Below are 18,823 nucleotides of genomic sequence, written 5' to 3'. Positions count from 1 at the left end.
AAATATCTTTAACAAAATATAGGGTAGTGCGACTTTCAGTGTCGCACTACTTACTGATTTTATGACGTTTTTAGTACGACTTTAGGCGAAGCCTTGAGCTTGGTTTAGTCGTGTTTTGGGTGGGTACACTCATGATCAGCTCCCCATAAATAAAATAGAAAAGGTCATGACAGCCATGCTTAGAAATACTGTGGCATCGACAAAGTTTTTGAGGAGTTTTTGCTGTTTGAGTTTTCTTTGACGCTCGAGATATGCCTCTAGGTCATAGATAGGGGAATGTTCTTTTACTTTTTTTGAAGTGTGCGAATGCATTGAAGCGAATGTTTTCATTGGCTTGTTCCTGTTAGTCAAGTTTTAAACCTGACACCAACACTTTCCACGGTATTGGTGACAGACTGAATAGGGGTGGAAATACCGTACTAACAGGTAACGGCCAGCCGAAGCTGCCCTATCCAGCCTGCCATAAAAGGCACAGCCGAATTTTACGCAAAAAAATAGCCGCATGGGCGGACTTTTTACGCCTGTTAGTGTTTTTAGGTTTCCACGCCTAACCACAGATTTTGCTGTGGTAAATTTAGAGTAGCTTAGATACTATATGCGCGTCAATACTTTATAAAAAATTGTGATTTGGGTGGGGGTTTGGGGATGGGTGAGGAATTAAATTTAAGCTGTCATAATGATACTGAACGCTTCAATAAAATAAAGTCAGAACTTTCATCTTTGAAAGATTTAATATCTAAAACACTAGATAAAGTTTGTGTTCCTATTGATCAAGCAGGATATTTTGAAAAATTATTAATAGATATAGACGAGAAATTTAATGAAATTTTTGATTATATTGAAAGACTTAATGTAATTTCAAAAACACTTGAGATTGAAATTGAAAATCTTATTTCCTTAAGTGGAGAGGAGATAAAAAATATAAGTGATTTTAATCATTTTAAGGCTTTCATTCTTGAATTTAAAGTCAAAATTTTAGTTTTAGCTAGAAGTGTTTTGAAAGACTTTCAAATTCAGACATATAAGGATTATAAGGGGAAGTCAGAAGAGCTTGTTGACGTGTTAAAGTCAAAAGAGGAGATGCTAAGTCTTAAAATTAATCATCTTAATACATTGATAGATGATCAGAAAAATATTAAAGTCCATAAAATTTTTGAAGATGATTCAACAAAATTTAGATTAATAGCACGCTTCTATGAATTTGCATTTTATTCAATAGTGGGTGTATTGATACTCTATTTTTTAGGCTTAACATTTTATGTAAATAATTTTAATTTTTTATTTATTGAAGCCGATTTTCCAGAAAAAATTCATGGCAAACTTTCGCCAGAGTTTTATATTCAAAAAGTATCCCTGCTAGTACTTTCTACAACACTTGCGGCATTTCTTTTAAAACGTTCGTTTATGAACCGTCGTTTGGCTGATGATGCCTACCGCACAGCTAAAGAGTTAGATGCACTTCCACGATATATGGAAGGTATGCCTGAAGAAATGAAAGAAAAAATTCGCTTTGACCTTGCTTATAAGTACTTTGGTAATAGTATTCACCACGAAAGTTATACAGGTGGTGAGAACTTGATGCATGAAAACATTAAAGCTAATACAGACTTTATTAAAGCAGTGAAGGATTTGTCGCCAAAGGCAGAAGCACCAAAGGATGATAAATCACCGAAAGATGCGGCTTGATATTTTATATTTAGTGTTTGTAACTGATTTTATTATAGAAAAATTTTTAGCTTAGATGCTATACGAACTTCAATATTTTAAAGAATGTGACTTAAGTTGAATTTAACATGATAATAGATGAACCAATAAAGAATTTAATTCGTAATACTAGTAGCGATAATCAGAAACTAATAGAAAGAATTAAAGATGATAATATGAAGATAAAATCAAAAATTACTGTTGAAATTGAAAAGGTGATAGATTACTTAGAGGAATTAAAAGACGGTAAGCATATTGATTATCAAGCCAGTGATAAATATCCTGATTTGTTTGATCTTAATAAACACTTGATAGGTGGATGCGTCAGGCAAGCCGCAAGGTTAAAAAGTATAATTGAAAGTATTGAAACAGATAGTGAAAACTTAGATTATTTATTTTCAATATCCCTTCCTTTAAAAACTGTAATCAAGGAGTATGATGAGGAAAATTACTATTTAATGCCAAATGATTTGGCTGTAACGAATGCTAGTTTATTTTCTATGGAATCATTTATCACAGCATTAAAACGTGAAAAAGATAATTACAGTCGAGTAATAACAGATGAAATTAGAAATATAATATTACATGCTGATGATGAAATAAGTAGATTTCGTCGTATTAGAAATATAGCAGATAATGCGAAAACTGAGAATATTTATGATCAAGCTGTTACTAAATATCGTGGTTTAGAAAAAGATTATAGATGGTATTTCTATTGGGCACTTGGACTAACGGTAGCAATTTCGTTAGGGACATTTTTTCTAAAAAAAGTATTAATTCCAGCTTTTCTTGGAAATGTTGAGTTTTGGGTACTTAAGGCTTCAATAATAGTAGTCGGAGTTACTTTAATTACTTATTTTTTAAAGCAATCTACTCATTATCAGCGTCTTGCAGACCAAAACTACCAAACCCAAGTAGAGCTACAAGCATATCCAAGTTTTATGGAAAGCATACCAACTGAAGAGGCCGCTTCGGTACGTAAAGAACTTGCGCTGAAATACTTCGGTCGTGAAATAGATGGAGCTGCTCATAAAGATATGAGTAACCTGATCTCTGACCAATTGAAAAGCACAACAGAAATGGTGAAAGCTGCAACTGATGTGTTGAAAGTTAAGGGGTAAGGTATGGCTGCGAATGTTGATGCTAAAGTAGATTTTACTGCTATTCTGAGTGAAATCATGAAAAGTGAATATGGTTTAGTTTTCATTTGCTCATTACTTTTTATAATTGTTCTAGCTGCATTTTTATACATGTTTGGCAAGTCAGGAATAATTTCACACTTTAAAGTCTACTCTGAATATAGTAATAAAAAATATCTGAGAGAAATTGAGCAAAAAGAAGACCTTTTGAATGATGAAGCATTAAGCGAATTTAAAGGCGATATGGAATACCATATCAAAGTTTCTAAACTTGAAAACTTCTTAAAATTTAAGAACAAAGATATAGATTTACTGAAATATATTATTTCATGCAGGGATTCTCAAAGAGCAATTCGTCTGTACAAAAAAGGCTGTGAGTATTTAGAAAAAGATAAAGAGACAAAAACATATAAGTTAAAACCTAAATATACGAAAGAGAGTATAGAACTCCAAGAAAAGAGAACTCCTTATATGTACTTTGGTATAAATGGTATAGGTGGCCTACCAATTTTTTTAAACCTTATTTCTAGTTTATTTCCAGAGCTTATTTCTTTTAATTTTAATGTACTTGAAAGCATTTCTTTCTTTATAGTCTTTTTTATCATATCGCTAGTGTATACATTCAGAACTTTGAAACCATTTGCCGCGCTTTACTTTTTAGAGATAGAAAAAATAGATGAAAGTCAGCAAGAAAGAAATATTGCTAAGAATCCTGTCTTAGTTAAAGAAAATAAGGTTGGATAAGGAGCGGTAAAATATGATTTACGCTTTGATGTTTGGCTTAGGTATTTGGTGTGCGATCCCAGTACTTATGATTTGGTATTTGCTACTACCGAAAACTTACTTCCTGACTTTTAATGGTGAGACACCTTCACGGATGTCTATTTTTACACACCATTTCTTATCGATCCTTACGCTGTTTATGATTCTCGGTTTAGGCATCGAAACGGCAGTTAAGTATCCTGAAGGCACGATCGCGCCAGTATTCTTCTTATTGTCCATTATTTTAACACTCATATTTTGCGTGTACTTTGGGCGCAATAAAATCAATTTGGGTGATAAGAGAAGAGTATAAAAATAAACGTGAACTGAGTCGGAATTAGACTAAAGAGGGTTAAACAATTTGTATTTTTGTAGATAAAAATAAGTAGCTTAGATACTATTCCCTTGCATTTAAAATTAATAATTAGGGGGAAGTATCATGAGAAATATATCTAAAAAAATCTGTCTAGGTTTAATCCTTTCTGTGGGGTTTGCTTCTATCGCAGATGCAGGGCGTGGACGCCAACCATGCTCAGGTTCTAAGGGTGGAGTTAAACACTGTACCGCAGAAGGAAAATTTATGTGTAGAGATGGTTCAGTTAGCCAGTCTAAAAAGAGATGCACAGGAAGATAATTCTTAAGGAGAATTATGATGGGTTTTAATTTTAGAAAAAGTTTTAAAATTGCACCTGGCGTAAAACTTAATGTATCCAAAAAAGGAATCAGTAGTGTTTCTTTAGGTGGAAAGAGTGCAAGGGTAAATTTAGGAAAGAAAGGAACTAGGACTACAGTCGGTATTCCTAAAACGGGTCTTTCATATTCTTCATATTCGCAGTATGTTCGAAGCAAACCTAAAAGTAAAAGCTCTGTTCATTGGATTTGGATTGGAATTATTGTTTTCTTTATTTTGATTTGGATTTTCTAAAAGCTCTTTACGAGCTTTTAGTTTTATAGATGTAGGAAATATTCTTGGGTAGATAATTCTAAAGTCACCACCATCTTAGTGCCGTAATAATATACGAACACCGCCAGATGATCATACATAAGATAATCAGAAAACTAACTTTCCAGTAGCCATATTTTTCCATGATGACCTCTAAACTTTTAACGATTAATGCTATACTTTCAGACATGATTTGATCCTTAGTTGGTGTAAGGCTTGAATACAGAAACCTCAAAGACTGTGAATCTTTGGGGTTTTGCTTTGTCTGGTGAGTCTATTTTTGAAAGAAGCATTTTTCACGGACTTCAATTTGTTAGAGGGGATAATACAAATTGACTTTTCTTATTTTGGAAATGAGCTTTCAAGTTGAAAACTTGCATTTAATTTATGAAATATAAGAAATAAATACTGATAGAAATACAGCCAATCATAATGCCCATGAGAAAAGGGTAGATCCACATTTAGATCTCCCTTGCTCGCACTTTATCAATACAACGTTCAATCATGCTGTGCTCTTGTTTTAGCAAGCTTTGCATACGAATGTATTGATAGTCCAAAATCATCCATAAAAGAACCAAAGCCACCACAAACAAAACAATAAAAATAATTCCAAAATGAATCATCGGTATAAACTCCGCTTTAACTCTAAATTACTCTGGCAAGCAACACACAAAGTCACTGCACCATACTTTTGACGTTCTGGTGGAATGTCATTCCCACATTCTTCACACTCAGAAAGTGAAGGCTGTGAATAGTCCTTAGGTTGGATACGAACCTGTTCTAGCTGGCGTTGTTGAGCGATATCTATAATATCAGCCATGACGACTCCGAAGCTGGCGTGCGTCATGGTTAATGATGTTTCTTGCAAGCGCACATTGTGAAAGAGGAAGCTTGATAGCGGGGTTAGGTGTAGCTGATGGGGAAATCGTGGCAGCCCATTCCAAATGAGCCCGACCAGTCCAACCACATTCAAGGTTTTGGCACTGTCCATAAAGTGTTTTTAAAAGCGGATTTTCAACTTGAGAATGCCGAATAATCACTTTAGATCCGCAGTGCGGACAAGCATTCTGATTTCTTGTATTTGCCATACGTGACCTGTTCTCGGTTTATCGTACTTATTGTATAATAAAAGTATTATATATGGTGATTTAATGTTGATTTATGTACGAAATATCGTTATTTTAATTAGACCCTCTTGATAGCTGCTCAGTGAATAACTGGCAGCTTTTTTTATTTTTCGCCTTTGGCTTTTTGAATACGAGCCCACTCCCGATTTAATGCCACTTGAGCCGTCTTTTTACTCTTATAAGTGCGTACCAATATCAAAGGCTGGCTTTGGTCACCTACCGTCATAAGCTGAGGTTTAGGCTTTGCCGAATACCATGTTTTTACACCAGTATAGGTTTTATAGTTTTTCGCTTTTCTTTGCCCTGAACCTGTCTTGGTCTTTTTCTCTTGCTCAATTTTAGTCGTGTCATCAAACACTATGGAAACATCGTCAGCATTAGGCAGTTGTACCTCTAGCTCTATACGTGTGGTATAGCCTGAAGATTCGTTTAAGTCATGGGTAATGGTTTTGCCTAGCCAAACGATTTCATCGATCTGAGCCTTTAAACCCACAAATGAAAACTCTTGCTCCGGGAGTAAATCGGGTCGACCTTTGGCCAAGGTATAAGACAAAGATTGCTCAGCCCGTTTACATCGTTTTAATTCAGCTAAAGCGGCCAGTTCGGCTGTTTTCTTGTCACGGTGAATAAAGCGAATTTCTTTAGGGTTATCCGTATGACTACCGACAATCACATACAGCTTTTCACCCTTTTTCGGGCTGTGATAATAGGCTTTTACACACTCCACTTTGTCATGACTTTGCCCATAAGAATATGAGTGTTGGTCACCGTCAGATCTGACCAGTTCAACTGCAGGTAGGTCGAGCCCTGAACTGGTCTGTGCCTCACCAATGGGAAGTAAAAGAAGGGTATTGTTTTTGACTGTTGCAATCGCATCGTGTTCATCGGCTATGCGGGTCATGATATTGGCATCGGAGTCATTCTGGTCGATATGTGAAACCTTACGACTGCTTAAACTGCTGTGTACCATCACTTTTAAACCATAGTCAAAGGCCAATGCCTGGAAAATTTCTGCTATGGTCTGTTGGTGGAACGATCGCTCTCGCTTTTGACGAAATGCTTCTGCAAGGTCGGTACTTTCAGCCGATATTCTCAGAACATCTGGGGCACCAGAATGTGAACCGCCCGTGACCAAATAAGACCCTTTATACATCAGGCCCGTGTCCGACCAACCGAGCCAAACTTTCATTTCTGCACCGACAGAAGGAATTTCGAGCGCGTTGTCACTGTCGTCTAAAGTGAGGTCGACACTATCTGCCACCATTCCTCGGTTGTCTTGCAAACTCAGTCCAACGAGACGCGATGCCAAAGTCGATGAAATATCAATATCATTCACGGTAATGCGGTAAATAGCATGCGGATAGTTATTGAGGCTTGTATATTGCTCAGTGTTAGAGGGCATAAAACTCATAAAATGAGACCCCCAAGACTTAACAATGCCTGACCTGTAGCACCCAACAGTTTCTTGGTAGTGTCTTCGGTGATGATTAAAGAGACGCTAAACGTAATTTTTCGGGTACCGCCATTATGGAAAAAGTTGGAACGGGTTTCCTGAACGTCCTTAATAATCACCAACCCATAAATCTTTCCAGTCCCTTCAATTAAAATGTACTGCTTACCTGTGTCACCCATGTTGCGTAGCATATCGAGCGAGTTTTGGTAGCCCGTAATTTCAGGATAAATTACACCGGATAAATTGATGGTTTCTTCATCTTTTCCAGTGAACTGATAGGCAGGGGTATTGCCCACACGGCTGTTACTTGGATGTCGCCAAGCCGTTGAGCGCTGTAGCTCTTGATAAGATGCGGTCGAGAGTTGAAATACGAATAAACCAAGTGCCATCATCATGTGTCTTACTCCCGATCTGTCAACATACGACGGATCAGCGCACTGCGTTCCCGATCGCGCTGGGCTAAAGCTTGGCGTACTTCATTGGCAGCGTTGTGTAAAACACCTTTACCGCTGTTGTCGATGTGAATCTGAATATTGTCGCTATTATGAATCGTGATATTCCTATGGTTTTGAATAGGCGTTGCTCTCTGAAATTTGGGTGCATTTTGATTCCAAGCATCGTGGCCACTCATCGATTTTGATGGTTGGGTATTTCCCTTTGAGGCGCTTGCACCTATCAAAGGTTGTTTGGTGCCTGAGCCCACTGTTGGCATAGCACTATCAAAGACGCCAAGCGTTTGCCGATACTGACTCTGTAGGGCAGGTGTGCGGTTATTCAGTCCTACACCTATACCATCGACAATATGACCGCCCATGCCTGCCATGACACGGCTCGGAGAGTGAATATCCATTTTCTTCCGCATAAAGTCGGGCATGAAATTGGTGACTTGTGACCAAATACTTTGCAGCCCAGGGAACATTGATTTAATTCCGTTGATTAAACCTTTCACCAACATGCTACCAAAGCCAGTGAATTTAGCGGGAAGCTCTATGCCAAACCAAGAAAGGACTTTGGCAAATATAGAATAGAACAAACCTAATGGTGACCAGTTTAGGATGAGTGCACTTACACCTAAAATCCCACCACTAAAAGCGGTTTTGATGGTTGACCAAACGTATTTAAAGAAACCTGAAATTGGCTCCCAATTGCGGTAGATGAGATAGGCAGCACCTGCTACCGCAGCGACTACCCCTAAAATAACTAAACCGACAGGGGAGAAAATTGCACCTAAGGCACCAAAACCAATCCCTAAAGCGCCGAATGTCATTTTTAAAATAGCTAACGGCCCTAGCAAGGTCACAATACCCAGCACAAGCGCTGATATACCACCCAGTAAAACAATGCCTGCGACTGCCACTTTGGTGAGGGTTGCAGCAAGTGCTGGATTTTCTTTTGCCCAGTTACGGACGTCATTGGTAAACGTACGTACTTTGAGGATTAAACTATTTAGTGGTGGCAGTAGGACGTTACCGATATCGATACCTAATGCAGCCACGCCATTTTTTAATAATTTGATATTGTTCGCCGACGTTGCTGCACGTGCTGCATACTCTTTTTCCATGGAGCCGGCATACTGGCTTTTATCTGCTACCAAGCCCAGATTCTTCTCAAGGGCGCTCATGTTGGTGAGCAGCGGTGCGATCGCACTCAATGACTCTTTACCAAATAAATCTGAAAGAACGGAAGCCTGTTTGTATTTGTCTAAGGCAGCAATCTGCTTTAACACCATGAGAGTCGTCCCGTTGGCATCTTTTTGCATGTCTTTTGCGACTTTGCCATAGTCCAAACCAAGCTCTTTATAGGCTGAGATTTGCCCCTTAGTTGCAGACTCGCCCGCAACCAAGGCCAACATAGTATTTTTAATACCAGTCGCAGCAATTTCCTCTTGAATACCCATACCTCGTAAGGTCGCACCTAACGCGGCAATACTAGAGGCAGCAAAGCCTCCGACTTCACCAAGGGGTCCAATCCTTTGTACAATTTCTAAAATGCCTTTGGCTGCTGCTGGGGTATTGTTGCCTAAGTAGTTAATTTGGTCGGCTAGGGTGGTTACTTGTGCCTGTGACATCCGAAAAGCTGTTCGTAGTTCAGCCATCGACTGACCAGATTCTTCAGCCGAAATATCGAAGGCTACACCCATTTTTACAGCCGTTTCAGCAAAGGTGGTGAGCTCCTTACTTGCAATACCGGACTGCGCACCAGCGGCGACAATCGCAGCAATGTCCTTGGCTGCCATAGGCAAACGAGTCGACATTTCAACAATTTCATTATTAATGGATTTGAACTCAGCTTCGGTACCGTTAAAGACCTTTTTGACATCGGCTAGAGAGGACTCATAATCGATGGCCAGTTTTACGGGCACAGTCATGGCTGCCGTGCCAACACCTGCCACCATTAAGCCTTTTTTGGCGAAGTCTGAACCTTTTTGTAGGATGGCTTGGGTTTTGGCAAAACGCTCTTGCGCCTTACTGTTTTTATCCAAGGCATCACGACGTTTATTCAACTCCATGGTGGTGAGGTGGATTTTATTTTTAAGCGCACTTTCTTCGTCAGTGAGCTGTTCTACACCTCTGGATAGTTTGTCGACATTGAGTCCAGCTTTTTGCAAAGTTTGGATATGGTTTTGCAATTCGTTACGTTGGGTGGTTTCAGTACTCTTGAGCCGGCGAATCCCTTGTTCGAGGTTTTTAATTTTGTTGAGTTGAGTCTCGGTTAAGGTGTTACCGTTTTTCTGTAAGCTTTGTAGTTGCTTTAATTCACTCCGATACTCTGCCGTTTTATTGGCTGTAGCCTCTAAGGCAGTTTGCGTTTCCTTATAGCGGTTGATATGGCCTTGTTGATCCTGAAGCGCTTTAAGCTCAGTACGCGTTTTTTTAAAGGCGGTACCGAGGTTCTGTGAGCCACCAATAATCGCCTTCATGGGGCCAGACATATTGTCCTTTGCGTCAAAAAAAACGCGTAAATTTAAGGTCGACATTGGTGGGAATACCTTCACTCGTTGGTTTGATTACGCTCTAAAGCTTTTTGGTGCCACATAAATAATTCGCTGAGGCTCATTTCTGCGAAGTCGCGTGGTGACCAGTGGAAGACCAAAGCTATGTTGGCCATGACATCGGGAATACTGTCTATAATTGGATATCGGTCGCTGCACGTTGCGACTTCGGCATCAAAAAATAGATGATGTGACCTGCAATTTGACCAAGATCAACTGGGTCTAAAAGGGGCATTGCTTCACGTGGGATTTGTGGCCATACACATTTGGGAATGATTTGGCAGAGTGCATTTACATCGGAACGGTAAATGTCCTGGAGGGAGAGTCCAGAAAGTGCGACCGTACCTGGCTTACGAATCATAATTTCCGAAATGGTTTGTCCACCAACTTGAATTGGTGTTTCAAGGGTGTATTGGGCTTCGTTTGGGTTTTTGATTACTTCGAGGTTTTCTGCTTGTTGTTGCATATTCATCGCGTTTGAATTCCTAAGTTTAAAAAAGACCTACTGCATAAAATTGTGCAGTAGGTCGGGCATTACAGACCGCAGGCTTTACGCTGTGCTTCTAAACGATCGACACCGTTGACGATTTCTTTCATGGCCAAAGTATCGATTTCAATTTCTTTATTGCCGTTGACCGTAAGCTTGTAATAGGTCCATTTGGTTTTAATGGTTTGTTCAGTGTCATCACCAGGCTTTTGGGTACCCATACTGATTTCTTCATGACGACCACGAATCACAACTTCGACAGGAGTGACTGCACCTGTGTCGTCTTGTTGATATGCACCAGCGAAGCGTAGTAAGACGCCAGAGGCAGAGGTAATGCCGAACTGACGTAGTGATGTCAGATTGAGACCTCCGATTTTCCATTCAAAATCGATAGAGTCTTCAGACATACCTTGGTCGATGGCAACAGGGCCATTCATACCACCACCTCGCCAGTTCTCGAAGTTACGTCCTAAGGTTGGAAGCGTACATTCCGCAACTTCACCGACCAATGATTCAGCATCATTGAATAGGTTCATGTTTTTAAGTTTGTTTGGTAATCCCATGTGTGTTTACTCAAATAGGGGGAGGACAAATCACAGCTTTATGCTGTGATTCGTGCGCCAAAATCTGCGAGGTAGTCGTCTGTGATCATTTGGTAGAAGCCAAGATCTTCAAGTGGTGGAACTGGACCGTAGTCATAAGAGAGGCGGAATTTTCCTGCTTTTAAATTTTCTACAGGGTTCTTTGTCTCGTCATACCAAGCTTCACCACCCATGAGGTAGCCGTTATTGGTTAGGTCACTGAGTTTGGCGCGAATGCCCTCAATGAGGTCGCTGGCCAGTGATGGATGAAGTGGTTTATCGACTGCCCACATATGCGCTTCAGCAACCGTGTCAGCAATGATTTGAGCCGTGCGTGTGTAGTTCTCGAAAGGAAATAGTCCTTCCGCGTCGCAGGTACGAGAGCCCCAAAAGCGAAAGCCATCTTCACGAATGAGCGTAGTAATGCCATTTGAGTTGAGATAGTCGGCATCTGTGCCAGTTTGCTGTAGATCCCACCAGACATCTTTACTAATACCAACAACACCACTGACCGCGACATTGGAAATAACTTTGTGCCAACCTGTTAAATTGTCAATTTTGGCACGTAGCCCCAGTGCATAAGCTACAGGGGAGATAGCTTCATTTTGCGAAGTCTCGGTATTGAAATGAATGAACTGAGGCCAGATCAGCATGAGTTCTCGTGCAGCAAACGATTCACGATAAGCCACAACTTCTTCTTTGGTTCCGCAGCCATAAGCATAGGCATAAGCGAAAGCACGTAGCTTTTGTGCAGTGCTCGCCAGTGCTGTCGTTACTGCTTGGGTATCAAGTCCTGGTGCACCAATTAAACGAGGAGTCACACCCAGTTTTGCTTTTGCCGTGAGTAGGGCTTTTAAGCCTGTGTATTGACCTGAAGCTGTTGTAGTTCCAATGACAAGTGAACTTTGTTCTGCTTCTGTCTCAGCGCTATCCACACGGACAACTACAACCGTTGTATTGGTTTGGTCGACGATCGCTTGTAGCGACGACTTTAAGGTACCTAACTTTCCTGCTTTACCAATCACGCTTTGGATATTGGTGATGAGGATAGGTGTATTGAGTGGAAAGGAGGTAGCATCCGCATCTGAAGCGGTTGCAATCAAACCGATAATACTGGTGGCCACTGTACGGATCGAACGCGTACCGTTATTGACCTCTGCAACACGGACACCGTGGTGATATTCATCTAATGCCATAGGGCAACCTTTTGTTGATGTTCTAGTTCATCAAAAGGCTTACATACAAAACCCCACGTTTTAAGCGCGAGGTTTTGTAAGAGGGTATGCTACAAATTGGAGTTTATTAAAGACAGAACATCAGGATTGTTTTTCAAAAATTCAGCCAGTTTTTCTTCTGGTGTTTCCACTTGCTGAACTTCAGGCTTTTGGATCAGTTCCCATTTGAAACCATTCCAACGTGGCCATTGTTCTTCAGACCATTCAGAAGGTGGTGCTATCTCGACACAACCTGCAGGGATAGCAAATACACCAGGTTCAAGTGGTGACTCATTGGCTATTGTCTCTCCAACAAATAAACCTGAATAATTGGTTTGATACACGGTAATCTGATTCATGTTTCATTCCTTAATAGCGGATACAGGCAAGCCATGCGATGTTACGTGGTCTGTTTTCATTTGCAGTGGGTACAACACGCGATGCATCAAATGTTGCTGTGAGTAAGCCCCAATTTTCACCTGTTGAAATTCTTCCAGCCGCTTTTTCACTTAGAGAAAAAGCGCCAGTATATGAAGATGCGGGCACTCTTGCACCTGACCCACCAGGTGTGTCACCTGTAATGTTTCGAATTGCATCACCTTGTTTGCTGCCGATTAAACGACCAACATCAATACCACGTCCATCATCTGCATAACGTGGAAACTCTGCACGTGCATCAGGCACGTTAAAAGTATTTACGCCATCGCCAGCACCATAATAAATACCGATTGCAGCAAATAGATCTGCATAAGCAGTCCGAGAATAAGCTGCACCATTACATTTTAATAATCGGTAACCAGTCGGGATATTTTGTGAAGCCAAAGTGATAACAGTACCAGGTGGACAGTCATTGTATCTCGCCTCATCCGAACTCATGACACCTAAGTTCTGGCGTGCTAAAGGTTTATTTAAGATGTCGGAAAGGTTATTTTTTTGAGCCAAAGGATAAGGTGCAGCTCCTAAAGGTTCATTTTGAACAATCAGGATTTTGGCCCCAGCATAAGCCTTACCCAAAGTAATTTGCGTATTTGAGGTTGCAAGCCAACCATTGGCACCAACTTTGTTGGTAATACGTTCGCCATTAATGTACACCGCTGCACCACGGGTAGTCGTGCTAGTGAGATCTACAATAGTTTGGTTAGCAACTAGCGATTGCTCTTCTTCAACTGTATTAACAAAGACGTCCGCATTAGAAGCATCATCCCACTCTATGTCTCCTTCAATGTTCGATTTTTTCTTCAGAACTTGACCAATCGTTCCACCCGGGAAAAAATATGCTGTTGTCAAAGTATTCATGATCCAACTGTGTGTCGCAGTAACCACGTTGGGATCAATTTTTAACTCAATACTGTCACTGTTACTCACAACAAATGGAATGCGATATGCAGAGTCACTGAATGCACCATCACTTAAAGATGGTTTATGTACTTCAGGTGTATTACCAATCATGAGCATATTGCCATTTCTGTCAAATACAGCAATTTCACGAACGACAAAACTCGTTGTTTCAACGGGAATAATTAACTCTGCAGTGAATAAATTTTCATTTTCTGGATCTTGGTATATTCGGTTGACTGGTGCACGAAACCGTTCACGTTTTAATTGTTTCATCGTCGGATTGGGTATGATTTCATTACCGTTTCCATCACCAACAGCCATATGGGTGATTTCAATTTTTGAACCCGTAGCCTCGGCACTTGCTAATAGCTGCAGACCTATTGTTGTATGAATAGTTTTATATAACATTCTAAAAATTCTCCAATCTTATAATTCCACAATGTTCAGGTCATGCAGGATAATTTGGTGTTTCGGGTTTCGGAGGGCGAGTTGGATTGACTGGTAATCCAGGAATAGGAGTACCTGTAATTTCACTTTGTCTTGTTTGACTCATATAAGCTTTATCTGCAAGCCAAAACCGTTTAAGCGTGTCTTCTGGCAGTACAACTAAGCCATCTCGCATGATTTGGTTATATGCCCAGATATATTGCTTTGCGACGTTGTACTCTTTACCAAGATAGGCACTACCCATAATGGCTTGCCAAACCTTAGGGCCATCATTGATTAAGTCATATTCAGGGTTTACTAGCTTTCCTAAGAAATTATCAGGAACAAATCCTGCTAAGTAATGTACTAAGTCCGCTGGATATCCCAATTCATCAATTGCTGAGGTAAATCCCCGAAGCGCTTTATTAAACTCTCCGACGATCAACCAATCGTATGTTTCAGTTTGAATGAAATCCAAATTCGGATAACGATAATGTTCAATTGGATAATTCATGATTGAAGCAATGCCACTACCTTCACCTAAGATGCTTGGTAAAAAGAAAAGTGTGGAGACCTGAGCCTTAGGATAATAATCCCTGACTACTGCGCGTATGCGACGCACGGAGTTGCCCAGCTCCTCTTGCAAGAAAAGCAAATATTCTTGTTCTGTCGCCCCTGAAACATCACTCATCCGATCGGCAATTTCTGGTGCATACAAACCTGTTTCGTTATTAAATTTAACCTTTGTTGGATAGTCATAAATACACGGTTTATCATTGGGATTAATCCACCACCACGGCTCACCTACTTGCATGTAAGGAGTATGACCTTCATTATTTAAAATGCCTGCAAACTCGATAAAGACTTGTTGTAGCCAATTCATTGCTTCAGGAATACAGGGACTCAGCAAATAACTAGGGGGTTCATAACCTGTATATGCATAATTGTTATCCCAATCCCGCTGCGTCCAACTAAGCTCTGCTGCTTCACTATAAATCTCGTATGAAATAGAAAAAATCATTTTCATGAAATGTTTATGTGCTGCACGGGCAAAATGGGTATGCCAAATTGTTGCTTCTCGGTTCAAGTAAGAGTCGAATTGGTCGTCACCCGGACCGCGTCTGACGATAAACCGCTGTTGTTCTATATCCCAACGGGAATCATAAAAATGAGACATTCCACAATAGTGATTAATAAAACCTCGATAACCTAAGTCATAGCAGTTTTTTATCAAGCGAGCTGGGTTCACATTGTAGCTATCGTCATAGCCAGTACACATGCCTAAAGTATGTTGTGGAATACTTAAAGATTTACGCTTATACGTGCTATTGCTTCCAGTACATCGAATCTTGCTAACATGCAATTCACCTTGTTGTGGTCGCTCCAAAGGATCACTTAACTCAGCATTAAATCCATGGGTTAAACATCCAATAAAGATACGGTGAATGTCTTCTTTCGGAAATGGAATGTTCTGCTCATAACCACTGACTACAGTGTTCCAATCAATCGTGATATCGGCATGGGTTGCTGTTAAAGTTACTGGATCAGCAAGATTTGCTAATCGTAAATAGTAAGGTGATTGGCCTGTTTCGCTATCGTCATTAACAATAATCGTCATGACTAACCCGAGATGTTCATTATCAATTGCAGGCACATCACCTGAAGTATCGATAGAAAAAGATAAAGTACAGTTTCTAAAATCACCTTTTGTTTCATAGGCCAAATATGGGTGCATCGCTTGATCTTCACTAAAGAAAATAGCTGCAGCGAAATCGTTTTGACGTCGTGAAGTAAAATAGACATCAAAAGCATCTTCAGCCTCACCCACAAGGCAGAAGGACATACTTCGTGGCCCATCAATTGTCCAGCAGTCGGCGGAAAAACGAGGGATGGTACTTTCAATGATATGAAAAGCTTCTTGAGTGGAATCTTGGCCTAAATAGTTGCTTATCTCTGTTATTTGATCTTTCAAAAAAAGAGTTCGATTTCCTAGTGCTTTTGCTTGTTCATTCATGTTGCCATTAATGCCGCCCAAAGCTAATTCATTTTTTTCAAGTAAACGAATTGGGGACCACTCTGATTTACTGATTATTTCACTCACTTAAATTGACTCCATTTAATCTATAACTGCCGTCGAGTAACCAAGTACCATCTAAATACAATCCACCTGCGGCCTGAGCGAACTCAATTTCTTGGCCAGTAATAACGGCCGCTGCTGTGTAAATACTCGAAGTACTTTCAAGAACGAGTGATATTCCAGTAAGGTGAGAACGTAAATTTTTATAAGTACGGACAACTTTCGTTAACTCTTTAAAATCAAACTTACTGATATTATTTTGACTAGTCTTAATAAAAATATTGAATGTATAAGGCTTACCTTGTGGCACCATGTTGAACCATTCTTGTACGACAATTGGAAACCCCAATGAATTAAGCGCGCCATCTAACGATCCAATCGTACCTTTAATACTATGGTTCTTCAGGGAGGTTTGTATGACTTGCCGCTTTTGAATTTCGGTCCAATCTTTATTCCATACATCAACTGAACGTTCCCATGCTAACCATGGCAAAACTTCAACTGGTGCATTCAGTGGATCATTAAAGCTGCGTATATTTACTTCAATATTTGAAACACGTGAAAATGCACTTTCAAAATTCATTTCAAATTTAGTGGAGTTTGGGGGCAGTAATTTACTCATGTGTCCACCTTTGAAATATTAATGCTGGTGCAATACGCAACTTGGCCGATTGAAGTATCGATATTGCTTGCAGGTGAAATCAAATTGACACGGCTGACACCTGCTTGGTGGAGTGCTTGGTAAATCCCAGACAATGAAACGCCATCATTAAATGAATGGACTTTTTGGATATATTCTTCTGTGGCTTTATAGCAACTGTTCAAAACGATAGTTTCATCTGGACCTTCATCAATATAAATTTCTGCTTCAATGATGTAATTGATAATAGATGCCGAATAAATAATAGGACGATCTGTCAAAGGGCGAACTGATTTAGCATTCAAAGCTGTATTCACAACATTTAAAAGGTCTTCTGATGCAGTACCATTGCCTTCAGTAGAAAGCACATAGATATTACAAATACCCATTGGGTTTTGGTTTTCATCTAATGGCGCATAAGGATAAATGTCTTTAACCCGTACATCGGCGTTGAGGCCATGGAAAATGTATGAACCTTCACTACCAGCAGTAGTTTGGCCTTCAGGTGCAAGTTGCACACGCTTACGGAGTGATGCATCAGTTTCGTATATAGCTTTTGTTGTTGAGGTTTCAGCAGTAATTAATTGGCGTTTTAGATTTTTTTCAGCAGCTTTATGTTCAAGGTCTATTCCTGAAGAATATGCAAGTAATACGGCTTTAGCCGAATCATTGACATGCTGACGTACAATCATTTCTCGAAATGCAAAGACTTCTGCTAGTTTGTAAGCAGGATCAGATTCACGAAGTCGTGTATAAGAAATACCAAGGGCATCCATACGACGATAATATTCTTGTAGTCCAGCATCTAAAATTGTTTCGTAGTTTATTTGCTCTACAACTGTTGGTTCAGGTAGTTGAGATAGATCAATTGCATTAGTCGATTGAGTCATGTTGAAGCGCCCATTGTTAATGGAATTGATAATTTATTGATGTCTGAAGAACCAACAATTTGCATTTCTAGATCCAATTGGAAACGGCTATTTTCTGCCTTAGAAAAATGAGCATTGATCAGTTTGATTCGGTCTTCCCAAGTCAAAATGGCTGTAGCACTTGCGGCCATCACTTGAAGGCGGACAGCATCATTAAAGGGTTGATCGAGCAATTTAAAAATCATAGAACCGTATTCACGACGCATCACTCGGCTGCCAATGGGCGTAAATAAAATGTCTTGAATGGATTGTTTAATGTGAGGAATGACCTCGAGGCTTTGACCAGTTTCACGTGACATCATGCTTTTGACACTCCTGTATCTGATCCACCAGATTGAACCCCACTATGCTTGTGGTTTTTAAGACTAATGCTTCCGGCATTCACATCAGATTCTGTACTGAAGTTGCCAGTAGAGTGACTGCTACCTTGGATCAATTGGCTGCCACCTACTGTATTATTTCCAGTCATGGCAGTACTGCCATTGACCTGTAAATTACCGTTAATGGAGGTATCGCCATTGATCGTGATACCTCCAGATGCAGTAAGAATGGCCGTTCCTCCATTGGGGAGGATGGCTTGTAATGAATGATTAGCAGTGTCATAGCTGATCATGGCCCCATCCTCATAGACTCTTAATTTAATATTTGGGTTCAATGATGGAGTCGGAAAAGATTCATTGTTTAAACCAACCAAAACAATGCCGAGGGCAAGCTCACCAGTTGGGCTGAAGACGACACATTCCTCATTGATGCTAGGTAAGTCATGACTTAGGTCTGCACCTGCGCGTAAATTAAATAGACGTAATTCATCGGTCACGATATCGCCGAGGTCGACTGTGACGGTATGAAAAGGTTTAGCAGGGGTAACGCTTTTAATTCGTCCTAAACGGATCAAATTTTCTAAGCGGCGATGGATTTCAGCACTCATGTGCCTACTTTGCGTTAAGGGTTCAAAGCTTGCATTAATGGCAATTTGTAAGAGGGGATATTACAAATAGAGAGACTTCATTT

The 18,823-nt window shown here is 40.1% G+C and carries 23 protein-coding genes; 5 read left to right on the top strand and 18 right to left on the bottom strand.

Features of this window, described 5'->3' with window-relative positions; translation table 11 throughout:
• Nucleotides 1-135: 135 nt before the first annotated feature.
• The gene (locus AC5EUN_RS09650) at nt 136-330 is read right to left on the bottom strand and encodes a hypothetical protein (protein ID WP_010326484.1); all 195 of its coding nucleotides are present in this window, start codon (nt 328-330) and stop codon (nt 136-138) included.
• A 315-nt stretch (nt 331-645) separates the two neighbouring features.
• Between AC5EUN_RS09650 and AC5EUN_RS09645 the strand changes: the two genes are divergently transcribed.
• From AC5EUN_RS09645 to AC5EUN_RS09625, 5 genes are all read left to right on the top strand, one after another.
• On the top strand, nt 646-1,686 hold the full coding sequence (locus AC5EUN_RS09645) for a hypothetical protein (RefSeq protein WP_058952067.1): 1,041 nt from the start codon (nt 646-648) through the stop codon (nt 1,684-1,686).
• A 107-nt stretch (nt 1,687-1,793) separates the two neighbouring features.
• On the top strand, nt 1,794-2,825 hold the full coding sequence (locus AC5EUN_RS09640) for a CydX/CbdX family cytochrome bd oxidase small subunit (protein WP_010326487.1): 1,032 nt from the start codon (nt 1,794-1,796) through the stop codon (nt 2,823-2,825).
• 3 nt (nt 2,826-2,828) lie between these two features.
• Nucleotides 2,829-3,587 (top strand): hypothetical protein, encoded by a 759-nt coding sequence (locus AC5EUN_RS09635; protein WP_010326488.1) that lies wholly within the window; start codon nt 2,829-2,831, stop codon nt 3,585-3,587.
• A 457-nt stretch (nt 3,588-4,044) separates the two neighbouring features.
• Complete coding sequence (locus AC5EUN_RS09630) at nt 4,045-4,239, top strand: YdcA family protein (protein WP_081241754.1); 195 nt, start codon at nt 4,045-4,047, stop codon at nt 4,237-4,239.
• Nucleotides 4,240-4,257: 18 nt separating this feature from the next.
• Nucleotides 4,258-4,530: a DUF4236 domain-containing protein gene (locus AC5EUN_RS09625; RefSeq protein ID WP_035330444.1), complete on the top strand. Its 273-nt coding sequence runs from the start codon at nt 4,258-4,260 to the stop codon at nt 4,528-4,530.
• A 479-nt stretch (nt 4,531-5,009) separates the two neighbouring features.
• On the opposite strand, the gene AC5EUN_RS09620 is transcribed toward AC5EUN_RS09625, so the two are convergent.
• The 17 genes from AC5EUN_RS09620 to AC5EUN_RS09540 all read right to left on the bottom strand — a co-directional run bounded on the left by AC5EUN_RS09620 (nt 5,010) and on the right by AC5EUN_RS09540 (nt 18,740).
• Complete coding sequence (locus AC5EUN_RS09620; protein ID WP_155115398.1) at nt 5,010-5,171, bottom strand: hypothetical protein; 162 nt, start codon at nt 5,169-5,171, stop codon at nt 5,010-5,012.
• Complete coding sequence (locus AC5EUN_RS09615) at nt 5,168-5,368, bottom strand: TraR/DksA C4-type zinc finger protein (RefSeq protein WP_029574995.1); 201 nt, start codon at nt 5,366-5,368, stop codon at nt 5,168-5,170. Before AC5EUN_RS09615 ends, AC5EUN_RS09620 begins: the two co-directional genes overlap by 4 nt.
• Nucleotides 5,361-5,636, bottom strand: a complete 276-nt coding sequence (locus AC5EUN_RS09610) for an Ogr/Delta-like zinc finger protein (protein ID WP_081241753.1) — start codon at nt 5,634-5,636, stop codon at nt 5,361-5,363. The genes AC5EUN_RS09615 and AC5EUN_RS09610 overlap by 8 nt, the downstream gene beginning before the upstream one ends.
• 142 nt (nt 5,637-5,778) lie before the next feature.
• The gene (locus AC5EUN_RS09605; RefSeq protein WP_493352299.1) at nt 5,779-7,086 is read right to left on the bottom strand and encodes a contractile injection system protein, VgrG/Pvc8 family; all 1,308 of its coding nucleotides are present in this window, start codon (nt 7,084-7,086) and stop codon (nt 5,779-5,781) included.
• Nucleotides 7,083-7,523, bottom strand: coding sequence for a phage tail protein (locus AC5EUN_RS09600; protein ID WP_010326493.1), 441 nt, complete (start codon nt 7,521-7,523; stop codon nt 7,083-7,085). The genes AC5EUN_RS09605 and AC5EUN_RS09600 overlap by 4 nt, the downstream gene beginning before the upstream one ends.
• A 5-nt stretch (nt 7,524-7,528) precedes the next feature.
• On the bottom strand, nt 7,529-10,105 hold the full coding sequence (locus tag AC5EUN_RS09595; RefSeq protein WP_010326494.1) for a phage tail tape measure protein: 2,577 nt from the start codon (nt 10,103-10,105) through the stop codon (nt 7,529-7,531).
• A 14-nt stretch (nt 10,106-10,119) separates the two neighbouring features.
• Complete coding sequence (locus AC5EUN_RS09590) at nt 10,120-10,236, bottom strand: GpE family phage tail protein (RefSeq protein WP_081241752.1); 117 nt, start codon at nt 10,234-10,236, stop codon at nt 10,120-10,122.
• A 17-nt stretch (nt 10,237-10,253) separates the two neighbouring features.
• Nucleotides 10,254-10,592, bottom strand: a complete 339-nt coding sequence (locus tag AC5EUN_RS09585) for a phage tail assembly protein (RefSeq protein WP_010326495.1) — start codon at nt 10,590-10,592, stop codon at nt 10,254-10,256.
• 62 nt (nt 10,593-10,654) lie between these two features.
• Nucleotides 10,655-11,170 (bottom strand): phage major tail tube protein, encoded by a 516-nt coding sequence (locus AC5EUN_RS09580; RefSeq protein WP_010326496.1) that lies wholly within the window; start codon nt 11,168-11,170, stop codon nt 10,655-10,657.
• A 38-nt stretch (nt 11,171-11,208) separates the two neighbouring features.
• On the bottom strand, nt 11,209-12,384 hold the full coding sequence (locus tag AC5EUN_RS09575; RefSeq protein ID WP_010326497.1) for a phage tail sheath protein: 1,176 nt from the start codon (nt 12,382-12,384) through the stop codon (nt 11,209-11,211).
• Between the two features lie 89 nt (nt 12,385-12,473).
• Complete coding sequence (locus AC5EUN_RS09570) at nt 12,474-12,761, bottom strand: hypothetical protein (RefSeq protein ID WP_010326498.1); 288 nt, start codon at nt 12,759-12,761, stop codon at nt 12,474-12,476.
• A 10-nt stretch (nt 12,762-12,771) separates the two neighbouring features.
• The gene (locus tag AC5EUN_RS09565; protein ID WP_010326499.1) at nt 12,772-14,148 is read right to left on the bottom strand and encodes a phage tail-collar fiber domain-containing protein; all 1,377 of its coding nucleotides are present in this window, start codon (nt 14,146-14,148) and stop codon (nt 12,772-12,774) included.
• A gap of 40 nt (nt 14,149-14,188) precedes the next feature.
• The gene (locus tag AC5EUN_RS09560; protein WP_010326500.1) at nt 14,189-16,267 is read right to left on the bottom strand and encodes a non-contractile tail sheath protein; all 2,079 of its coding nucleotides are present in this window, start codon (nt 16,265-16,267) and stop codon (nt 14,189-14,191) included.
• On the bottom strand, nt 16,260-16,865 hold the full coding sequence (locus AC5EUN_RS09555; RefSeq protein ID WP_010326501.1) for a phage tail protein I: 606 nt from the start codon (nt 16,863-16,865) through the stop codon (nt 16,260-16,262). Before AC5EUN_RS09555 ends, AC5EUN_RS09560 begins: the two co-directional genes overlap by 8 nt.
• Nucleotides 16,862-17,773, bottom strand: a complete 912-nt coding sequence (locus tag AC5EUN_RS09550) for a baseplate assembly protein (RefSeq protein WP_010326502.1) — start codon at nt 17,771-17,773, stop codon at nt 16,862-16,864. The genes AC5EUN_RS09555 and AC5EUN_RS09550 overlap by 4 nt, the downstream gene beginning before the upstream one ends.
• Complete coding sequence (locus tag AC5EUN_RS09545; protein ID WP_010326503.1) at nt 17,770-18,114, bottom strand: GPW/gp25 family protein; 345 nt, start codon at nt 18,112-18,114, stop codon at nt 17,770-17,772. Before AC5EUN_RS09545 ends, AC5EUN_RS09550 begins: the two co-directional genes overlap by 4 nt.
• Nucleotides 18,111-18,740 carry a phage baseplate assembly protein V gene (locus AC5EUN_RS09540; protein ID WP_010326504.1) on the bottom strand — a complete coding sequence of 210 codons (630 nt, stop codon included), beginning with the start codon at nt 18,738-18,740 and terminating at the stop codon, nt 18,111-18,113. Before AC5EUN_RS09540 ends, AC5EUN_RS09545 begins: the two co-directional genes overlap by 4 nt.
• Nucleotides 18,741-18,823 lie beyond the last annotated feature (83 nt).

The sequence above is a fragment of the Acinetobacter sp. CAU_H_S170_2 genome (assembly GCF_058890445.1).
Note: the sequence above shows the minus strand (reverse complement) of the source record. Positions and strands in the feature narration are given on the sequence as shown.